We start from the raw sequence: 19226 nt of genomic DNA on the forward strand, positions 1-19226 counted from the left end.
GCGTCCTGCCTGTTACTCCTCCCGCATGGCGAGTTGGGCGAACCAGTCGGCATAGGGCGTGTTGCGCGCCATATGACGGTTATAGTCGGGCGCGCCATCAGTCCACCAGGGCGCACCGCGCTCACCGAGCGCCACCTTGGCCGCATGCACTCTCGCGCGTGCCATCTTGAGTGCCATTCCGTCGTCGCGCGCCTGCCGCACCGCGCTGCGCGCCGCCATCAGCTCGCGCACAAGTTCTTCCCGCATGTTAGCACTCAGCCCCGGATCGCTCTTCCGCCAGAGCCTGCCCCGCACGACGAAGTAGCGCCCGTCCGGCGTGGCTGGATAATCCTTCACGGGCGCCGCCTTCGCCTAGAAGGGGAAGAAGACGGAGATGGCGAGGACACTGGCAATCCCGACGATGACATTCATGGGCAAGCCGAGCTTGACGAAGTCGAGGAAGCGGTAGCCGCCAGCGCCATAAACAAGGGTATTGGTCTGGTACCCGATCGGTGTTGCGAAGCTGGCGCTGGCACCGAACATGATGGTGACGACGATCGGCAGGGGGTCGATACCCAGCTGATTGGCCAGTTGGATCCCAATTGGGGTCAGCACCACCGCCACCGCGTTATTGGTGACGGTTTCGGTCAAAACCGAAGCCAGAACATAGATCGCGCCCAGGATCAGAAGCGGCGGTAATTGCGCGATAAAGGGCGTAAGCCAAGAAACAATCAAGTTGACCGCGCCGGCATTCTCGAGCCCCTGGCCGACGATCAGCATGGCAAAAATCAGCACCAGGATCGCGCCGTCAATGGCGCCCCACGCCTCGTCCGCATCGATGCAGCGCATCAGCAGAATGACGGCCACGGCGATCATTGCGAGAACACCGATATCCATGAAGTTGATGGCGGCAAGCGACACGACCGCTGCGAGCGCTGCGATGGTGATGGGGCCGCGCGAGCGGCGGAACGCTCTGCCCGTCGGGCGCGTCACCGAAACAAGCGTCGCATCCTCCGCAAGCGTGTCGAAGCCGTCCGGCGGCCCTTCGAGCAGCAGCCTGTCGGCCGGCTTGAGCCGTACATTGCCCAGGTCTGGGCCGGGAATGTGGTTATAGCGATTGGCTCCGAGAACGCGCACGCCGAAGCGCCGCCCCAGCGACAGATCGGACAGTTTGGAGCCGACGCTGCGCTTGTTGGGAGCCACCACCGCCTCGACGATGACGGATTCTCCTTCGCCCCTGCGGCCGCGTCCGAGATAAAGGTCGGGCATGTCGTTCAGCGTAAGGAGTTCGGCCGTCGTCCCCATAACGATCAGCACGTCCTTGTCCTGGAGCTGCAGCTCTCCGATCTCGCTGCGCAGGATTTCCCCGCCCCGGCGAATGCCGGTCACCCGCACGCCGGGCCGGTTGAAGCGCGCGATCTGGGACAGTGTCCGTTCGCCGAAGACCGAGGCGTCGCGGATCAGCACTTCGGAAAGAAATTCGAGATCGCCCTCCGCTTTGGCTTCTTTTTCCACCCTCGGCAGCAGCAAGGGGCCGAGCAGCAGCAGCACGATAGAGCCCGTGAGCGCTGTAACGATACCCACCGGCGTGATGTCGAAGATGTTCATTGCCGGCATGCCGTTGTCGCGCGCGACGCCATCGACCAGGAGATTGGTGGATGTGCCGATCAGCGTGCAGGTTCCGCCCAGAATGGCGACAAAGGACAGCGGCATCAAAAGCCGGGTCGGCGCGATGCCCGACGCCTTGGCGAGACGCACCACGATGGGAATCATGATCAGCACCATGGGCGTGTTGTTCATGAAAGCCGAGGCGACCATGACGCAGGCGAGCACCACCACAACCGTCAGCATCGGCCGGTCGCCTGCGCGGGCGGTAATCGCGCCCGCCACCGCTTCGATCACACCGGTTCTCACCAGCGCGCCGGAGAGGACGAACATGGCGGCAATGGTGATCGGGGCTGAGTTGGAGAACACCGCCATCACCTGGGAGGTGTCGAGAAACCCGAAAACCACATAGATCGCAGCAGCTGCAATCGCGGGCACTTCAGGCGGATATTTCTCCCACACGAAGGCGGCAAAAAGCCCCGCCAAAACTAGGAGGGCAAAGATGGGCTCGTAGCCGGCAATCAGATTGGACAAGAACGGCATGAAGTCTCCGGCAACAACGAGTCATGCCTCTTACCACGCCACCGGGGGAGGGACAGCGTCTGTTTGGCCCATTGAAAATTGTTGCCGTGGCTTCTGGTTCCGTCCGAACAGCGCCAAGTCCGCAATTGTCTGCCGCGCATCGATTTGCACAGGCGTCCAATCGTCATTCGCATACAGAACGATCGTCACAACGCTGTTTTACTCCCGCCCCGAGCAGTCAGCTTCGGCCGGTGGCGCGACGAAAAGGACAGTCGCATAGGCTAGGTCATCTTGATGCTGCGCCTCCTCGCCAGTCCAGCACTTGTGCCCGCAACCTTGCCTAGGATGCCCAGACTGTTCAGAGCTGTTCATGTCGACGCATCCGCTTAACACTTCCAATACCTCGACCTTGGCCGAGGATGCCAAAGTCAGCTTCGACCCGGCAGAACTGTGGGCGACCGATGCGTCCGTGGCCGTTTCCGTTTGCAGTGGGCAACACACACGTTCGCAGCGGAACCAGCGGGGAGGGCGCTCGTTGTCAGAACACCTTTTCGCCGGAACGTGTCATGTCGTCTGTCCAAGTATTCGGTGCCGTTCCCAACGATACCGGTGCCTATTTTCGCGTCTGGGCTCAGGGCCGCGATCATGTCACCGTCACCATTGAAGGCTTAGGCACTTTCTCGTTGGCGGCGGAAGGTGCAGGCTATTTCAGCGCCGAGGTCGCGGGAGCAGGGGTGGGCGCGCGTTATACTTTCAGCATCGATGGTGGACCGGCAGTTCCAGACCTCGCCTCGCGCTGGCAGCCAGAGGACAGCGCCGGGCCCTCGGTTATCGTCTCCTCTGATTTTGCCTGGACCGACGAAAAATGGCCTGGCGTCCGGGACCATGACCAGGTCATCTACGAAGTCCACATCGGCACTTTCACGCCCGAAGGTACGTGGCGCGCAGCGGCGGAAAGACTTCCCTTTTTGAGCGATCTTGGCGTGACCGTGCTGCAGGTCATGCCCGTGGGTGCCTTCGCGGCACCCTTCGGCTGGGGCTATGACACAGTGCTGCCCTATGCTCCCCATGGCCCCTATGGGACGCCGGAAGACATGCGCGTCTTTGTCGACCGCGCCCATAGCCTGGGGATCGGGGTCATTCTCGATGTCGTTTACAACCATGTCGGGCTTGGCGAGCATTACCATGCCTATTCCGACCACTACCTGACGAGCCGGGAAGAAGACGAATGGGGTTCGGGCTTCAATTTCGATGGTGAGCACGCCCAGGCGGTGCGCGACTTCATCATCGGCAATGCCGTCTACTGGATCAGGGATTTCCACATCGACGGTTTGCGGATCGACGCCGTCCAGGCCATGATCGACGGGAGCGAGGATCATATCCTTTCAGCGCTCACCCGCGCGGTTCGCGAGGCGGCCAGTCCGCGCTCCGCCTATGTGGTGGTCGAGAACCAGCCACAGGAACGCCGCATGATCGAGGCGCCTGACAATGGCGGTTCTGGCGTCGATGGCATGTATAACGACGATTTCCAGCATGCCGTCCGCGTCGCTGCAACCGGACACGACGATTTCTATTATCGCGATTATCGCGGCACCGCGCAGGAACTGGTTTCGAGCCTTAAATATGGGTTTCTTTATCAGGGCCAGCGCTCGGATATGCGCGAGAAGGCCTATGGCACCTATAATCTGGACACCCCAGCCCGCCACTTCGTCCATTTCCTTGAAAATCACGATCAGGTGGCCAATTCTGCCCGTGGCTTTCGTCTGTCGAGCCTTGTCAGCCCAGCCCGGTTGCGTGCCATCTCGGCTTTGCTGCTGCTCGGTCCGCAAACTCCGTCGCTCTTCCAGGGACAGGAATTCGGCTCGACGCGGCCATTCTTCTATTTCTTTGGCGTCGATGGCGATCATGCCCGCGCGGTGATCGAGGGGCGCAAGGCCTCGCTCGCGAATTTCCCCGGCGTCGCCGATCCAGCCATGGGCGATGCTCTTGCCGATCCCACCGACGTAAGCACCTTCGAACGCAGCAAGCTCGACTGGTCCGAAGCCGTGAGCCGCGCGCACTTGGTCAAGCTGCACCGCGATCTCCTCCGGATCCGGCGTGAAGACCAAGCTTTCTCCCAGCGATCGCAAAGGCGGATCGATGGCGCCGTGCTCGGCGAGCATGCCCTCGTGCTGCGTTACCTCACGCCCAATCCCGCCGATCACCGCCTGATCCTTTTCAATCTCGGTAGAGACCTGCCCATGGCCGTTACGTCAGAACCGCTCCTTGCTCCCCCCGAAGGTCATCGCTGGTCCCTTGCTTGGTCGAGCGAACATCCGGCCTATGATGGGGCGGGCCGCCGCCCGGTCGATCCCGAGCAGTTCTGGATCCTGCCTTCAGACTGCGCGCTCCTCCTCGGCACCGAGGTGCGCCAGTGATGCCGCCGCGCTCTACCTATCGCCTGCAGCTCAATGCCGACTTCACCCTGCGCGACGCCCAGGCCCTTGTGCCTTACCTTGCCGATCTCGGCATAAGCCACGTCTATCTCTCGCCGGTTCTCAAGGCGCAGCCCGGCAGCACCCACGGCTATGACACGGTCGATCACACCTGCATCAATCCCGAGATCGGCTCGCTCGATGATTTCCGCGCTCTTGCTGCAACGCTAAGGGCTGCGGATATGGGGATCGTCCTCGATTTCGTGCCCAATCACATGGGCGTCGGCGGTGCCAGCAACGAGCTCTGGCTCGACGTGCTGCGCAATGGTCCGGCAAGCCGCTATGCCGATTGGTTCGATATCGACTGGCACCCGCCCCATCCCCTTATGGATGGGAAACTGCTGGTGCCCTTTCTCGGCAAATCCTACGCCGAGACCCTGGCGGACGGCGACATCGGGCTCAAGGCCGATGGGGTGCAACTCGCCGTGTGGGTCTATGGCAAGGAGAAGCTTCCGGTCCGGCCGGACGATCTCTCCTCCCTCCTGGTCCAGCATGGGGGTGTCGAAGCCATCATTGCCGCCCATGCCAGCCCGGATCGGCTCGACGCCCTGATCTCGCGCCAGCACTGGCGCCTCGCGCACTACGCCACCGGGGCCGACGAGATCAATTATCGCCGCTTCTTCATCAATAGCGAACTGGCTGGCATCAGAATCGACCGCGAAGAGGTGTTCGATCATGCCCACCAGCTGATCTTTGCTCTGATCGCGGAAGGTCTCGTTGACGGCCTGCGCATCGACCATATCGATGGCCTGCGCGATCCGCTTGCTTATCTCCAGACCCTGCGCGCCAAGGCTCCCCGGCCCATCTACCTTCTTGTCGAAAAGATCCTTGCGCCCCACGAATATCTGCGCGGGGATTGGCCCATCGATGGCACGACGGGCTACGAGATCGGCGCGCAGCTGACGCGCCTTCTCACCTCTGCGCCCGGCGAAGAGGTTGTTACCGCCACCTATGCCGGCTTCGTGGGGCCCTCGACACCTCCTGCCGAAGAAGCTTATCGCTGCAAGTTGCGGGTGATGGACAATGAACTGGCCGCCGAACTCAATGCGCTTGCCCGGGGCAGCGCCCGGCTTGCCTGGTCCGTGCCGAAAACGGCAGATCTGACCGAGTCCGCCCTCCGCCGCGCCTGGCGCGAGCTTGTTGCCCATCTCGAGGTTTACCGCACCTATATAGACGCGCAGGGCGTCCATCCCCGCGACCGCCGCGAACTCTGCCGTGCCCTTGCCAAGGCGCGAGAGACGCAGCCACAGATCCAGCCCGCCGTTTTTGACTTCATCGAGCATCTGCTGCTCGGCTCACTCGTGGGCAACTATGACCCCGACACCGTCGCGGAGATTGTCGGCCGCTTCCAGCAATATACCGGGCCTGCCATGGCCAAGGGCCTTGAGGACACCGCGCTTTATCGCTATAACCGTCTGGTCTCGTTGAACGAAGTCGGCGCGCATCCGGATCGGTTCAGCCTCTCGGTCGCGGCATTTCACGATGCCAATCGCCGCCGCCTAGCCCATCACCCCCACTGCCTGATCGGCACCTCGACCCACGACACCAAGAGGGGCGAGGATATCCGCCTCATCATCTCGGCCATCGCGGACGATCCTGCGCCCTGGCGCGACGCACTCGCCTCCTGGCAAAACGCGCTCGGTTTGGCGGCGAAAGGCATTCACCCCAACGATCTCTACCTTCTCTTCCAGCTGCTCCTTGGCGGTTGGCCGATCTCGGGCGACATCAAAGGCTTTGCCGGCCGCGTGAAGGGGGCCATGAGCAAGTCTCTGCGCGAGGCGCGCGAGCGCAGCGATTGGGGCGTCAACAACAGCGATTATGAGGAGCGGGTCAGCGCCCTGGTCGATGCCTGCCTCGAGAACCAGGACTTTCTCCAGGCCTTCCATCCGGTGCGAAAATTTTACGAGGAGATCGGCCGCCGCAAGAGTTTGATCGAGACCGTCCTCAAGCTCACCATTCCCGGCGTCCCCGATATCTACCGCGGCGCCGAGGATTGGGAGCAGAGCTTTGTGGATCCCGACAATCGCCGCGCGCTCGATTTTGCGGCTCTGCAAGCCCGCCTCGCCCAACCGCATCCCGCCCGCGACGAAAAGCTGATCCTGACACAGACGCTTCTCGTGCTGCGCAAGGCGCATCCCGCCTTGTTCGCCGAGGGAGACTATGCCCCCCTTGACCTCGGGCCTGACCGCATTGGTTTCCAGCGCCGGCACCAGGGCCAAAGCCTGACTGTTCTTGCCGATCTATCGCCCCGGCATGCTTCTGGGCTGGGTGACGCCTCCTCGGGCGCAACCATCATCGCGGGCTCGCCCGATCGCTGCTTCCTTGTTTCCCTTGAGGGGAACGCGCCGACTTCTCCCAGCCTAGAGACTCCATAGCGAAGATGCAGCAACCAAAACCTCTCACAATTTCCCGCTCTCACAAGATGCGTTTCGGCGCCGAGGTTCGTAATGGAGGCACGCGGTTCAAGATCTGGGCACCCAAATGCAAGACCATGCAGCTGCGCATCAAGGGACGGCGCAAGTTGATCGATCTCGAAGCGGTCGACGATGGCTGGCACCGGCTCGATGTGGATGGCGTCAAGGCTGGGGATCTTTATAAGTTCGTTCTGCCCGATGGTCAGGAAATTCCCGATCCCGCCTCACGCCATCAGCCGAACGGCATTCACGATTTCAGCGAAGTTATCGACCCGCGCAGCTTCGAGTGGACCGATCGCGATTGGAAGGGGCGGCCTTGGGAAGAAACCGTCATCTATGAGCTGCATATCGGCACCTTCACGCCAGAAGGCACATTTGCAGCGGCTATCGGCAAGCTCGACTACCTCGTCGATCTCGGCATCACGGCCATTCAGATCATGCCCATCAACGAGGTCTACGGCAAATTCAACTGGGGGTATGACGGGGCGCTCTGGTTCGCACCCACCGCCAATTACGGACGGCCCGAAGACGTAAAAGCCTTTGTCGATGCCGCCCATCGCCATTCGCTGATGGTCTTTCTCGATGTGGTTTACAATCATATCGGACCCTACGGGAACTACCTTCCCGCCATCGCACCGATCTTCACCAAGCGCCACGAAAGCCCATGGGGTGAAGCAATCAATTATGACGGACCCGATGCAGCGGTGGTTCGCGAGCTCGCAGTCGAAAGCGCTCTTTACTGGACCAATGAGTTCAACCTCGATGGCTTGCGCTTTGACTCCGTCCATACGATCGAGGACGACAGCACGAGCCATATCCTCGAACTGCTCGCCGCGCGCATCAGGGCCTCGCGCCCCCATTGCTACACGCACCTGATCGTGGAAAATTCCGACAATCAGGAACTCTGGCTCCGCCGCAACTCCCGTGCCGAACCCGTCCATTATACGGCGCAATGGAACGATGATGTCCATCATCTGCTCCATGCGGCAGCCACGGGCGAAAACACCGGCTACTATGCCGATTTCGAAGTGGTCGAGGAGCTGTGCAACAAACTTGGCCGTGCCCTTGCCGAAGGGTTTGCCTACCAGGGCGAGATGAAGCCGCATGAAGGCATGCGGCGGGGCGAGCCGAGCGAAGGGCTGCCAGCGACCTCGTTTGTTGTCTACATGCAGGACCATGACCAAGTCGGCAATCGCGTCAAGGGCGATCGCATCACCCGGATTGCCGAGCAGAGCGCGGTCAAGGCCTTGATGGCGATCTATCTTGTGTCTCCGCAAATCCCCATGCTGTTCCAGGGCGAGGAATGGGCGAGCCGCCAGCCGTTCCCCTTCTTTTCCGATGTGCCGCCAGATATGCGCGAAGCTGTCCGTAAGGGCCGGCAGGAAGAACTCAAGCACACGCCGGAGCATGAGGATCCGACCAAGCCCGATGTCGAGGAAACTGTTGACCCCACAAGCGTCAAGACCTTCCGCTCGGCCAAGCTCGATTGGGACGATGTGTTGATCGAGCCTCATGCGTCCTGGCTTGGACATTATCGCGCCCTCATCGACCTGCGGAAGAGGGAGATCGTGCCGCGCCTCAAGGGGCTGGAGGGCTTCTCCTCGGACTACGAGGTGCTGGGGCTTAAATGCGTTTTGGTCAGTTGGCGCATGGGCGACGGATCGCTGTTGCGGCTTTATGCCAACCTCGCCAATGACACGCAGGACAACGTTCCCCCCATCGAGGGACGCCGCATATACCTTGAAGGCTTTGCCGAAGAGGGGCGCCTGGGGCCCTGGACCGTGTTGTGGACCATTGAAGTCTGAGCAGCTGCTTAAACCTGCATGATGGCCGTGTCAGTTGCGGAACCTTTGTCCGCCGCCAATCTTGACGCTTTTGCGAATGGAGGATGACATGAACCTGAACTGGAAGGATCTTACTGCATCGCAACGCAGCGCCGTATCGCTTCTGTGTCAGCGTGGGCCTTGCATATTGCCACGCGAACTGGCTGAGCAACTGATCAATCTAGGACTCGCGGAACAGGCCGCTTCTGGCGTTTACTGCATCAGTGCTCTCGGCTCCACCCTGCCGCCCGAAACGCTGCACTGAATGGACGGCAAGGCCATGGCAGTGACATCGCCGCTCGATTGGATAGGCTGCCGCGCGGCAGAAGCCCATGGCTGAAGTCGCCGGCATTGCCGCGCCTGCTTCTTCTCAATCCAGTCAGGATGGGAAGCTGACCGAGCTGATCGACAAGCTCCGTACCCGCATCGAACAGGGTGAGGACGTATCGGTCGATCTTGTCCGCAAGGTTGCCGGTCGCCGGGCTGCCGGACCTGTTCTGCTGATCCCCGCCCTGGTCGTGATTTCCCCTCTCAGCATCATTCCCGGCCTGCCGACCATGGTTGGCCTCAACACCATCCTCGTGGCCGGTCAGATCGCCCTCGGAAGGGAAGACCTGTGGTTGCCCCGCTGGCTCGCCAACCGATGCATCCCAAGCAAATATGGCGAGAAGCTCTTGCGCTTCCTGTCTCCGGCGGGACGCGTCGTCGATAAGGTCGCAAAGCCACGTGCTTCGGCCACGGCCGGTCCGCTTTTCCGGCGTCTCGGTGCCATCGTGTGCATTCTCGTTGGTTGCGTCATGCCCATCATGGAAGTCGTGCCCTTCACCTCCACCTGGGGCGCCAGCATCATCGCGCTCTATGCCCTCGCCATTACCGTACGCGACGGCCTTCTGGCGCTCGCCTGGATTGCCTTCGTCCTCGCCATCCTCTCGATTGGCTGGATGATCCTGTTCTAGGGCAAGGACACTGCTTTCCTCAGCAGCCCTAGCTTGATATATCAAAAGCTGGAGGGCCCATTGAACACGTTCGGCAAATTAGACGCGCTCGATCCCAGCCTGTCGCTGACGCTGCGCGATCATGTCCACAAGGCACTGCGGCACGCCATAATCGCCGGGCGCTATCCTTTCGAGACCCGCCTCAACGAACGCCAGCTTGCCGAGGAACTTGGTGTCAGCACGACGCCTCTCAAGGAAGCCATTCGCCAGCTCGAAAGCGAAGGGCTCGTGCGCACGCTGCCGCGCCGTGGCGTCGTGGTTCTTTATGGGCGCACTTGGGCCGAGGAGATGATCCTGGCCCGCGCAGCCCTCGAAGCCATGATCGCGCGCCTTGCCGCGCAACGCATCGATGAAGCCGGGCGGGAAAGCCTTCGCGCAGCCATCGCCGATATGACGAAAGCCACCGGCGGCGATGATCCGGATCTGTTGATCGCGCAGAACGAAACTTTCCACGATCGCATCCATCGCGCATCCGAATGCCTCTATCTCGGTGGGCTGATCGGCAAACAGCGGCTCTATGATGCCAGTGCCCGCCGCGTCATCCATTCCGATGGTGCGGAAAAGGCCTTGGCGCTGGCCGAGCATACCGGCATCGGCACTGCCATCTTGACCGGCGACATCGATGAAGCAGAACGCACCATGCGCAACCATGTCATGCGCTCTGGCGAGGTCTATATCCGCCTGGTTTTCGGCAACCGCACCTCTCCTGCGGTTGATCTGTCTTCCAGCCAGTAGCCCCCGCTCGTCTCTTTCCGCCACTAATGCTTTCCCGCATAGATGAAATCTGATATTTCACGCAGCGGCGTATTCGTCTCCTGCTGAAGGACCATCATGAAGATCACCGCACTCAAAACCTTCATGCAGCGCGTCGACGACCGGCCGCGCCTGCTCGTCAAGATCGAGACGGACGAGGGCATTTCCGGGTGGGGCGAAGCTTATAATCACGGGCCCGACTGGGCGTTGCCGCCGCTGCTCGAGTATATGTTCAACTATCTTGTGGGCGAGGATCCCCGACGCGTCGAATATCTGGTGCTCAAGCTCAACCAGCAGTGCCGTTTTCCGCCGGGCGCTCTGGGCCTTGCAGCGATATCCGTGATCGACCACGCCCTTTGGGATATTGCAGGGAAGGCTGCGGGCCTGCCCGTCTACATGCTGCTTGGCGGTCATGTCCGCGATCGCGTCAAGGTGTATTGCGGCGTCTATACCGCGCCCGATCCTGAACATGCGCTCGATCAGACAAGCGAACTCCACGAGAAATACGGCTATACCGCCTTCAAGCTCAGCCCCTACCGGCGAGACCTGCATGCGGGCCGCTGGGGCGAACTCGTCAAGGAGACGGGCGATTACTTCGGTCGGGTGCGCGCATTGACCCCCAGCCATTTCGAATTCGCTTTCGATGCCCATGCCAAGATTTTCGAGCCATATCAGGCCGTGCAGCTGGCGCAGGCAATCGCATCTCACGATCCCTATTTCTACGAGGAGCCGATCCGCCCCGAGCATATCCCGGCCTGGCGCGAGCTCAAGTCCAAGGTCACCGTGCCGCTCGCCACCGGGGAGTCGCTCTACAATCGCTTCGAGTTTCTCTCGCTCCTGTCCGCTCAGGGAGCCGACATCATCCAGCCCGATATCTGCGTCGTGGGCGGCCTGAGCGAGATGCGCCGCATCGCAGCGCTTGCCGAGGCTCACTATGCCACGGTGGCACCGCACAACCCCATGGGTCCGCTCGCCACCGCGGTCAATATCCACTTCGCCGCCGCGCAGCCGAATTTCAAGGTTCTCGAGTTCAAGCCCCATATCCATGCGCCCTGGGCCATCGATCCCTATATTCCGGTCGATGGCCATATGGAGTTGCGGCCCGACCGGCCCGGCTGGGGCATCGAAATCGACGAAAAGGTGCTCGCAACAGACGACTACATCCACTGGGAGCGCAAGGTCACGCGCAAGCCCGATGGCTCGACCGCCTATCCCTGAGGCAAGAAAGCCGCTGCAGCGCTAAGGGGCCCAGCTGCGATAAAGCGGGTGATCGGGCCCGATAGGCAGGGCTTCGTCGTGGCCAGTGCGCGCCGAATGGTAGATCGTGGTGACCAGCTCGAGCGCCTTTCTCGCATCGGCCGTCGTCACAGGCAAAGGCGCGCCTGTTGTGATCGCCTCGTGAAAGAGGCGCAGCTGGGTCGTGTGGCGCGAGGGCACATATTGCCAATCGGCCAACGTCGCCGCGATCTTTTCTTCCGTTTCAGGCGTGCGGCCCCTGATCTGCCAATCCGCCTCGCCGGGCCGGTAGGGCGCATGGTCGCTCTCGATCGTCAGATGCTCAAAGGCAAGGCGAATGCGCGTGATCTGGTCGGCCGAGCCCAGCGTCGCCGTTAGCGAGACAAGTCCGCCGTCAGCCATTCTGAGCGAGGCGGAAACGCAATCTTCCACCTCGATGGCGTTGACACGTGTGTCCACGCGGCCAAAGGCACGCGCAACGGGACCGGCAAGATAGGTCAGCATGTCGTGCGGATGGATGGCATGGGCCATCAGCACCCCGCCGAGCTCGGTGTGCCATTTTCCGCGCCAGGGAACGGCATAATATTCGGGGCCGCGCTTCCAGAAGGTCTCGACCGTGCCTGCATAGAGCTTGCCGGCCAGTCCCGCGTCGATCACCGCCTTGGCCTTGGCGATGCCATTGCCATAGCGATACTGAAACACCGGCATCAGCCGGCCAGCGGCTTTCGCCTCCGCCTTGATGATCTGATCGATCTCGGCCAGGGAGCCGACAAGAGGCTTTTCGCACACCACATGCTTGCCGGCGGCAAGAGCGGCGAGAACCTGCTCGAGATGGACAGCCGGCGGGGTGCAGATATCGATGACATCGATATCGTCCATGGCCAGCAGTTCGGCAAAATCCAGCGTTCGCCGACCTATGCCGAATTCGTCGGCAACCGCCGCCAGCCTTCGCGGATCAAGGTCGCAAAGGGCAAGCACGTCGAACCGGTCGGAATTGGGCGTATAGCCTTCGACAAGATGGGTCCGGCCAGCACCACAGCCGACGATCCCTACGCGTAATTTCACAGCCACCGCTCAGTCTTCCGCAGATCCAAAGTCAAGGGGAGGGCCCGCCGATGCGACGGGCCCGCATTGGTCAGGTGCCGCGGGTCAGCGCGTCCGCCATTCCGGCAACGAGATCGCTCGCGCCCTGTTCGACGGATTTGGCGCCGAACGCCACTTCCTCCGAGATCGTGCCGAGCACGGTCGTCGCTTCGCCTGCACCCATTGGGGGTGCCGGGGGCAGGGGGCCGACGAGCTCTGCAATGGCATCGAGATAGGCCAAGGCCGCCTGGGAGGCTGCGTCGAGATCCGGTGCGATGGCAGCGCGTGTTGCCGGGTCCTCGGGCGCGCCACGTTCCACGCCCAGAATTTGCATGGCTTCTGGGTTGTTGAGGAAGAAGTCGAGAAAACGTCCTGCCAGTTCGGGATTTCTCGTTTGCGCGCTGACGCTGAAATACATCGAGGGCTTGAGGTATTGCCCCGGCTGGCCGCCTGGCAGAACGGGCAAGCTTACCATGTCGAGCTGGTCCTGATTGGAATTCTGGTAGGATACCAGTTGGTTGGATTGGGCAATGCCGGAGGCTGCCCGGCCCGTCGTGACAAGGCTCGTATCGACATTGCCTTGGGAGAGGGCTTGCACATCGGCGGGAGCGCATGCGCCCGAGGTGCGCATCTCTGCCCAAAGCGTGAACCAGGCCAGGGCGTCGTCGACCTCGAAACCCAGTCCGCCTTCAGACGAATATTGCGCTTTGCCACGCTGCCGCAGATAGGTTTCGAACGAGATTTCATGCCCGCTGGCATCTTGGGTGCCATAATATGCTGAGCGCGGGGTCTTGCTGGTCAGCTCGGCACAGATTTCGCCGAACTCTTCCCAGCTCGTGCCAATCTTTGGGGGAGTGATGCCAGCCTCCTCGAACGCAGTCTGGTTCAGGATCAGTCCACCCGTATTGGCGCCAAGGCTGATCCCATAAACCTTGCCGTCCACCCGGCCGATTTCGATCCGCTCATCCGGCCAGTTGGAAAGATCGATGGCGGAGCCGATCAGTTCATCAAGCGGCAGCAGCACATTGCGTCCGGCATATTCGAAGATATAGCGGTAATCCATCTGGATCACGTCCGGCGGATTTCCTCCTGCCGTCTGCGTGGCAAGCCAAGTCCAGTAATCGCCTCCACCGGGCAGAGATTGTCCGGCGATCAAAACTCCTGGATTGGCCTCTTCAAAGAGATCAATCACGCGGAAAGTGCGATCGCTGCGCTCATTGTTGCCCCACCAGCTTAGCTGCAGGGTCTCGTTCTGTGCGAACGCACCTCGGGGCAGCAGCATCGCAGCCAAAGCCGCCGAACTCGCTCCCGTAAAGGCACGGCGTGTCAGTTTCACCATCGTCATCTCCTCCTCTTTGAAATCTGGTATATCAGATTGTCAGGTGGAGTGAATAGTGGATGACTGGCTGGTTGCGTTTGTTGCAGACACCTCGTCTCACGCGTTGGGCGATGCAACAAGGGTAAGCACGATGGGGACCTGGGCGAAATTGGCGCGCTCGAGCAGTGTCAAAGACCGCAATAGGCTGCGCTGGGGGGTGAGTGCGTGGCGCACAAGGACTAGAACGGCGTCGGCATAGCGGAGGAGATAGGCGCCATCGGCTGCAAGGCTGACAGAGGGGGTGTCGACGAGGATGATGTCATAGTGGCGTCGCGCCGTGTCCATCAGCGCCGCAAACCCCCTGCCGGCGAGGAGCCGCTCCGCCCCGTTCTCCTTTCCCGCTGCGCCCAGGATAGTCCAGGCGCCGCTCATCGGGTCAGCCGTTACCAGCGGCTTCTGGGCGCCTCCGCCCTCATCGCCGAGCAGGAAATCGACGAGGCCACCGTGGCCGGTTTCACCCAGATGCCGGTGCAGTTCAGGGGTCCTGAGATCGGCCTCAACCAGGATCACGCGCTTTCCGGCCTGCGCATAGGTGCGAGCCAGGGCAAGAGCAGAGGTCGTCTTGCCTTCGCGCGGCATGGCCGAAGTCACCAAGATCACCTTGCCCGCAATCACGCCCTGACCGCTGCCGAGCGTTTGGTCGAGCCCAAGCTGCAGGTGTCGCATGGCTTCGGCGAAAGGAGCGCGCGGAGCAAGAACGACGCTATCGGCAAGGCTTGCGGCGCCTGTTGGCGCCATCTTTTCTATGGGCACGCTCGTCAGCACCGGATGACCCGTTGTCGCTTCCATCTGCTCCTGAGAGGTGAATCCGCCGGTCAGCGCATCATTTGCAAAGGCGGAGCCAACGCCGATCCCGAGGCACGCCACAAAGGCGAGCGCAAGGAGCAGCCGCCGGCTTGGCGAAGAAGGTGTTGAGGGAAGTGCGGCGGCGGCGATGATGCGGCTGTCGGCAATCTGCAGTTCCGCGTCGAGCCGCAATTCATTGGTGCGCTTGAGAAGCTGCCGGTAATTGCTTTGCGCTAGCTCCACGCTTTCCTGCAGCGCGAAGAAGCTCGCCAGCATGGTTGGCGGCAAATCCGTCGCAACGATCGCTTCGCCCGCGCCCGTATCCTGCTGTCCTATGCTGTCGGAAGAAACCAGCTCGCCGTGGAATCCGCCGGCTGTCGCTTGAGCCGCGTCCGGCCGTTCTTCCCTCTCTGCCGCCAGCGGCAGCGTACGGTGCAAAAAGATATCGAGCGCTGCCTTGCTGCTGTTGAGATCTGAGGCAGCCTGCGAGAGGCGCGCCTCGAGCAGCGTCAGTGTCATGCGTATGCCGCGTTCTTTGTCTTCGGTCTGGAGCGCGATATGGGCTTCGGCCACGGCATTGGCCATCCGGGCTGCCAGCTGTGGCGCATCCGCAGTTGCATTGACCGCGATCACATAGGTCAGGCCGCGCCGCTGAACCAAGAGGGCGCTCCGAAGCCGTTCAATTGCTGTGTCTCGTTTTTCGGCCTCGGTCGGGGCTACTCCTGGTCCAACACCAAAAATGGCGCTTAGGCGCTGGCCCCAGCCCGGCATAGGCTGAAAGGACGGATCTCTCTGAAGGTCGCTGCGTTCGAGAGCCTCAAGCATGATTGGCTGGGAGCGCAGGATCTCCACTTCGCTTTCCACGCGTGCATTGTCCCAGCCTGCCGAGGGCTGCACTCGCCCGCCATCGAGGACATCTCTTCCAGCCGTGTCTACCAGGATCAGGGCAGACGCGGTATAGCGCAGCGGCATGGCAGAGATCGCTCCGGCTGCAACGACCATGCCTGCAGAGGCCACGATCAGGATCAGCCAGATCTTGCGGCGCAGCAGGTCCAAAACGGCGCGAAGATCGATCTGTTCCTCGTCCAAGGCCTGCACTTCTGCCTCCCCCGCAACGCATCAGCTCATCCGCACCAATGCTTACGCGCGTAATGAAGTCTTCGCCGGCACAGGCGTGCGCAGGCCTCTTGAAGAGGCAATTGTCAGCCGCTCGGTTTACTTGGTTCGGCGGTAATTATCTCGCTTGTGAAGCTCAGTATAACTATGTAAGAGAAATTAGGAATAGTTAATTTTCGATTAAGCTTCTGTTTCACCTCCGAGGTGCGAAGTGTCGGAACTGAGCCTGAAGTATTCCGGATCTCTCCTGTCCACGATAGACTCTGCCCAGGCGAAGTCATCATCCCCTCCGAGGCAACTGGACGGGCTGGGTGGTTTGCCGATTTGCTGGAGTGGAGCCGCACCCAGCATGCCGGCCAAGACTTGGGTGCGACAGGTTCAACTGGGCCTCAAGCGACTGTTCGATATGTTCGCAGCCACGCTCGCGCTGATCGTGCTTTTGCCTCTGATGCTCTCAGTCGGGGCCCTGATCCGGATCGGTGACGGTGGCCCCGTCCTCTTCCGGCAGAAACGCGTCGGGCAGGGCGGGCGCGTTTTCGAGGCGCTGAAATTCCGCTCCATGCACGCAGCAGCCGGCGACCCCTCAGGCATGATCGAAGCCGTTGTCAATGACGGGAGGGTAACGCCTCTGGGCCGATTTCTTCGTCGGTCGGGCATCGACGAACTGCCGCAGCTTTGGAATATTCTGATCGGGGACATGTCGCTGGTGGGGCCGCGTCCGCATGTGCCCGGCATGCGCGCGGCGGGCGTCGTCTACGAGGATCTGGTCCACGGCTACGCGTTCCGCACCAGCATGCGTCCCGGGCTCACCGGCTGGGCCCAGTGCCATGGCCTGCGCGGTTCAACCGTCGACCGCCACAAGTCGATCGCACGTATCGCCCATGACTTTGCCTATATCCAGAATTTCTCACTTCTCCTGGACATGAAGATATTGGCGATCACCGCGCGCAGAGAGTTTTTCAAGTTTTCGGAATAGTAAGTACAAAATAATCTATTGTAGGGGAGGTGCATGTGTTCACATTGAAGCGCGTTCGTAAGACGAAGTCTCTTCTGCCAAGGCCAAACATTGTTGCCGTGGCGCTCAAGGCCAAGCTGTCGGCGGTGCAGTCCGCTCCCTTCTGGACGGCGCGCTCCCGCCATTGAGCAAAGCTTTTACGATGTCTTGTCCCTCCGCCTTCTCTCTCTTCGGCATTCCCGTTGCCGTTACGTCCCTGCAGGATCTCGCCAGCCGCATCGAGAGCTGGCGCGGCTCCTCAAGAACGCACGTTGTTTGTTTCAGCGATGCCCATGGCCTGGTGCGCGGTCACGACGAGCCCGGCATGGCCGAGGCGTTGACACAAGCCGATATCGTCGCGCCCGACGGGCAGCCGCTGGTTTGGGCCGGGAGGCTGCTCTTCGGCGTGGCGGCGGAACGCGTGGCAGGTCCGGATTTCCTGGCTTATCTCGCTTCCCGTTCGGCCGGAACCGGGCTGCGGCACTATTTCTTTGGCGGACGTCCCGGTGTCGCCGAACTGCTCGCCGCCCGGTTGCTGGTGCGCTATCCCGGCATCGAGATCGTCGGCACCGATGCGCGGCCCATGGGCATTTCGACGCCGGCCGAAACGGCGGCACAGCTGGCCCGGATCAATGCTGCACGGCCCGACATCGTCTGGATCGGCCTCGGAGCCCCCAAGCAGGAAATCTGGATGCATCGGCATCGCGACCAGTTGCCGGGGCTCACCCTATGCGGCGTTGGCGCGGCCTTTGATTTCCACGCGGGCCTCAAGCCACGGGCCCCCCGCTGGATGCGCGAGCATGGCCTTGAATGGCTGTTCCGCGCCTTGAGCGAACCGCGCCGGTTGGGCCCGCGCTATGCCGTTGTCATCCCGCGCTTCATTTTCCTTCTCCTGCGGCAGGCCCTTGCCATGCGCCGCAGCGGTGCCATGCGCTTCTCCACGAAACGATCGTGAGCGGCGCCATGCGGATCGGGCTCTTTTTCTGGTCTCTGGAACTCGGCGGCGTCGAGCACATGATGGTCGAACTTGCCCGCGCCCTTGTCGAGCGCGGCCATAGCGTCACCCTGATCCTCGCGCGTGCCGCCAGGCCCGACGAATACCTGCCCGATCCGCGCATCGGCATTGTCCGTCTCGGCTGCGCCACCACCCCGCGAACCATCCTGAAACTGGCAGTGCACCTGAGCTCCCTGCGCTACGACCTGCTCTATACCGCCATGCCCACCACCAATATCGCGGCCATTGCGGCAATTTCACTTGCCCGTGTGCCGACAAAGCTGGTGATTTCCGAGCGGTCCAATCCAGTTTTGGAGGCGCGCCACGCCCCCACCTGGCGTTACCGGGCGGCTTTCACCCTGCAGCCGTTTGTGTATCCGTTGGCCGATGCGATCGTCGCCGTCTCCGCGGGCCTCGCCGATGCCCTGGCAAAGAGCGCACGCCTGTCCCGCGACACGATCCGGGTCATCTATAATCCTGCTTTTTGCGACGACGCCGGGAATAAGGATCGTCCCGCGCTCCACCCCTGGCTGCTTGACAAGGACAGGCCCGTCATACTCGCTGCCGGCCGCCTCATGGCGCAAAAGGATTTTGCAACGCTGATCCGCGCTTTTGCGCTGGTGCGGGCTCAGCGCCCGGCGCGGCTGATCATTCTTGGCGAAGGACCAGAGCGGCCACGGTTAGAGGCTCTCCTTGATGAACTCGGCCTTGAAAGCGATGTCGCCATGCCCGGCTACCGTTCTGATATCCGGCCCTTCCTGGCCGAGGCCGATGTTTTCGCGCTCACCTCCATCTGGGAAGGCTTTGGCAATGTGCTGGTCGAAGCGCTCGGCGCTGGCTGCAGCATCGTTTCCACCGATTGCCCCGATGGACCCGCAGAAATCCTCGCCGATGGCCGCTATGGCACCCTTGTGGCCGTGGGCGATGAAGCAGGCCTCTGCTCGGCCTTGATCCGGGCCCTCGATCGACCTTTTGATCCCCAGGAGCAGCGGCAAAGGGCGCGGCATTTTTCGGTTGCGCGTTCCGCCGACGCCTACGAAACGCTGTTTCAGCACCTTGTGGGAGCGCGATGAG

The 19226-nt window shown here is 61.7% G+C and carries 15 protein-coding genes; 10 read left to right on the forward strand and 5 right to left on the reverse strand.

The window, feature by feature from the left end; genetic code table 11:
* Window positions 1–12: 12 nt before the first annotated feature.
* Complete coding sequence (locus BM364_RS02605; protein WP_092420516.1) at window positions 13–336, reverse strand: hypothetical protein; 324 nt, start codon at window positions 334–336, stop codon at window positions 13–15.
* 15 nt (window positions 337–351) lie between these two features.
* Window positions 352–2127 carry an SLC13 family permease gene (locus tag BM364_RS02610; RefSeq protein ID WP_092420520.1) on the reverse strand — a complete coding sequence of 592 codons (1776 nt, stop codon included), beginning with the start codon at window positions 2125–2127 and terminating at the stop codon, window positions 352–354.
* Window positions 2128–2672: 545 nt separating this feature from the next.
* On the opposite strand from BM364_RS02610, the gene treZ (BM364_RS02615) reads away from it, so the two are divergent.
* The 7 genes from treZ (BM364_RS02615) (at window position 2673) to BM364_RS02645 (ending at window position 11783) form a co-directional block, all read left to right on the forward strand.
* Entirely contained in the window at window positions 2673–4523 is a 1851-nt protein-coding gene (gene treZ, locus BM364_RS02615) for a malto-oligosyltrehalose trehalohydrolase (RefSeq protein ID WP_175528428.1), read from the forward strand.
* On the forward strand, window positions 4523–6955 hold the full coding sequence (treY, locus tag BM364_RS02620; RefSeq protein ID WP_092420526.1) for a malto-oligosyltrehalose synthase: 2433 nt from the start codon (window positions 4523–4525) through the stop codon (window positions 6953–6955). Before treZ (BM364_RS02615) ends, treY begins: the two co-directional genes overlap by 1 nt.
* Before the next feature lie 47 nt (window positions 6956–7002).
* The gene (gene treZ, locus BM364_RS02625) at window positions 7003–8799 is read left to right on the forward strand and encodes a malto-oligosyltrehalose trehalohydrolase (protein WP_092420529.1); all 1797 of its coding nucleotides are present in this window, start codon (window positions 7003–7005) and stop codon (window positions 8797–8799) included.
* An 88-nt stretch (window positions 8800–8887) separates the two neighbouring features.
* Window positions 8888–9082 carry a hypothetical protein gene (locus tag BM364_RS02630; RefSeq protein WP_139232458.1) on the forward strand — a complete coding sequence of 65 codons (195 nt, stop codon included), beginning with the start codon at window positions 8888–8890 and terminating at the stop codon, window positions 9080–9082.
* Window positions 9083–9149: 67 nt separating this feature from the next.
* Window positions 9150–9773, forward strand: a complete 624-nt coding sequence (locus BM364_RS02635) for an exopolysaccharide biosynthesis protein (RefSeq protein WP_092420535.1) — start codon at window positions 9150–9152, stop codon at window positions 9771–9773.
* Between the two features lie 60 nt (window positions 9774–9833).
* Complete coding sequence (locus BM364_RS02640) at window positions 9834–10547, forward strand: GntR family transcriptional regulator (RefSeq protein ID WP_175528429.1); 714 nt, start codon at window positions 9834–9836, stop codon at window positions 10545–10547.
* Between the two features lie 96 nt (window positions 10548–10643).
* The gene (locus tag BM364_RS02645; RefSeq protein WP_092420538.1) at window positions 10644–11783 is read left to right on the forward strand and encodes a mandelate racemase/muconate lactonizing enzyme family protein; all 1140 of its coding nucleotides are present in this window, start codon (window positions 10644–10646) and stop codon (window positions 11781–11783) included.
* A 21-nt stretch (window positions 11784–11804) separates the two neighbouring features.
* Here BM364_RS02645 and BM364_RS02650 read toward each other — a convergent pair whose 3' ends face one another.
* The 3 genes from BM364_RS02650 to BM364_RS02660 form a co-directional block, all read right to left on the reverse strand.
* Window positions 11805–12872, reverse strand: a complete 1068-nt coding sequence (locus BM364_RS02650; RefSeq protein WP_092420540.1) for a Gfo/Idh/MocA family protein — start codon at window positions 12870–12872, stop codon at window positions 11805–11807.
* Window positions 12873–12936: 64 nt separating this feature from the next.
* A complete protein-coding gene (locus BM364_RS02655; RefSeq protein WP_175528430.1) occupies window positions 12937–14223 on the reverse strand; it encodes an ABC transporter substrate-binding protein in 1287 nt (428 codons plus the stop codon).
* A 96-nt stretch (window positions 14224–14319) separates the two neighbouring features.
* A complete protein-coding gene (locus BM364_RS02660; RefSeq protein ID WP_092420546.1) occupies window positions 14320–16146 on the reverse strand; it encodes a Wzz/FepE/Etk N-terminal domain-containing protein in 1827 nt (608 codons plus the stop codon).
* 367 nt (window positions 16147–16513) lie between these two features.
* Between BM364_RS02660 and BM364_RS02665 the strand changes: the two genes are divergently transcribed.
* The 3 genes from BM364_RS02665 to BM364_RS02675 all read left to right on the forward strand — a co-directional run bounded on the left by BM364_RS02665 (window position 16514) and on the right by BM364_RS02675 (window position 19225).
* Complete coding sequence (locus tag BM364_RS02665; protein WP_092420549.1) at window positions 16514–17140, forward strand: sugar transferase; 627 nt, start codon at window positions 16514–16516, stop codon at window positions 17138–17140.
* A 181-nt stretch (window positions 17141–17321) separates the two neighbouring features.
* A complete protein-coding gene (locus BM364_RS02670; protein WP_092423794.1) occupies window positions 17322–18113 on the forward strand; it encodes a WecB/TagA/CpsF family glycosyltransferase in 792 nt (263 codons plus the stop codon).
* Window positions 18110–19225: a glycosyltransferase gene (locus tag BM364_RS02675; protein WP_175528431.1), complete on the forward strand. Its 1116-nt coding sequence runs from the start codon at window positions 18110–18112 to the stop codon at window positions 19223–19225. Before BM364_RS02670 ends, BM364_RS02675 begins: the two co-directional genes overlap by 4 nt.
* Window position 19226: the final 1 nt, after the last annotated feature.

It is taken from the genome of Devosia crocina (genome assembly GCF_900116545.1).
Taxonomy (GTDB): Bacteria; Pseudomonadota; Alphaproteobacteria; order Rhizobiales; family Devosiaceae; genus Devosia; species Devosia crocina.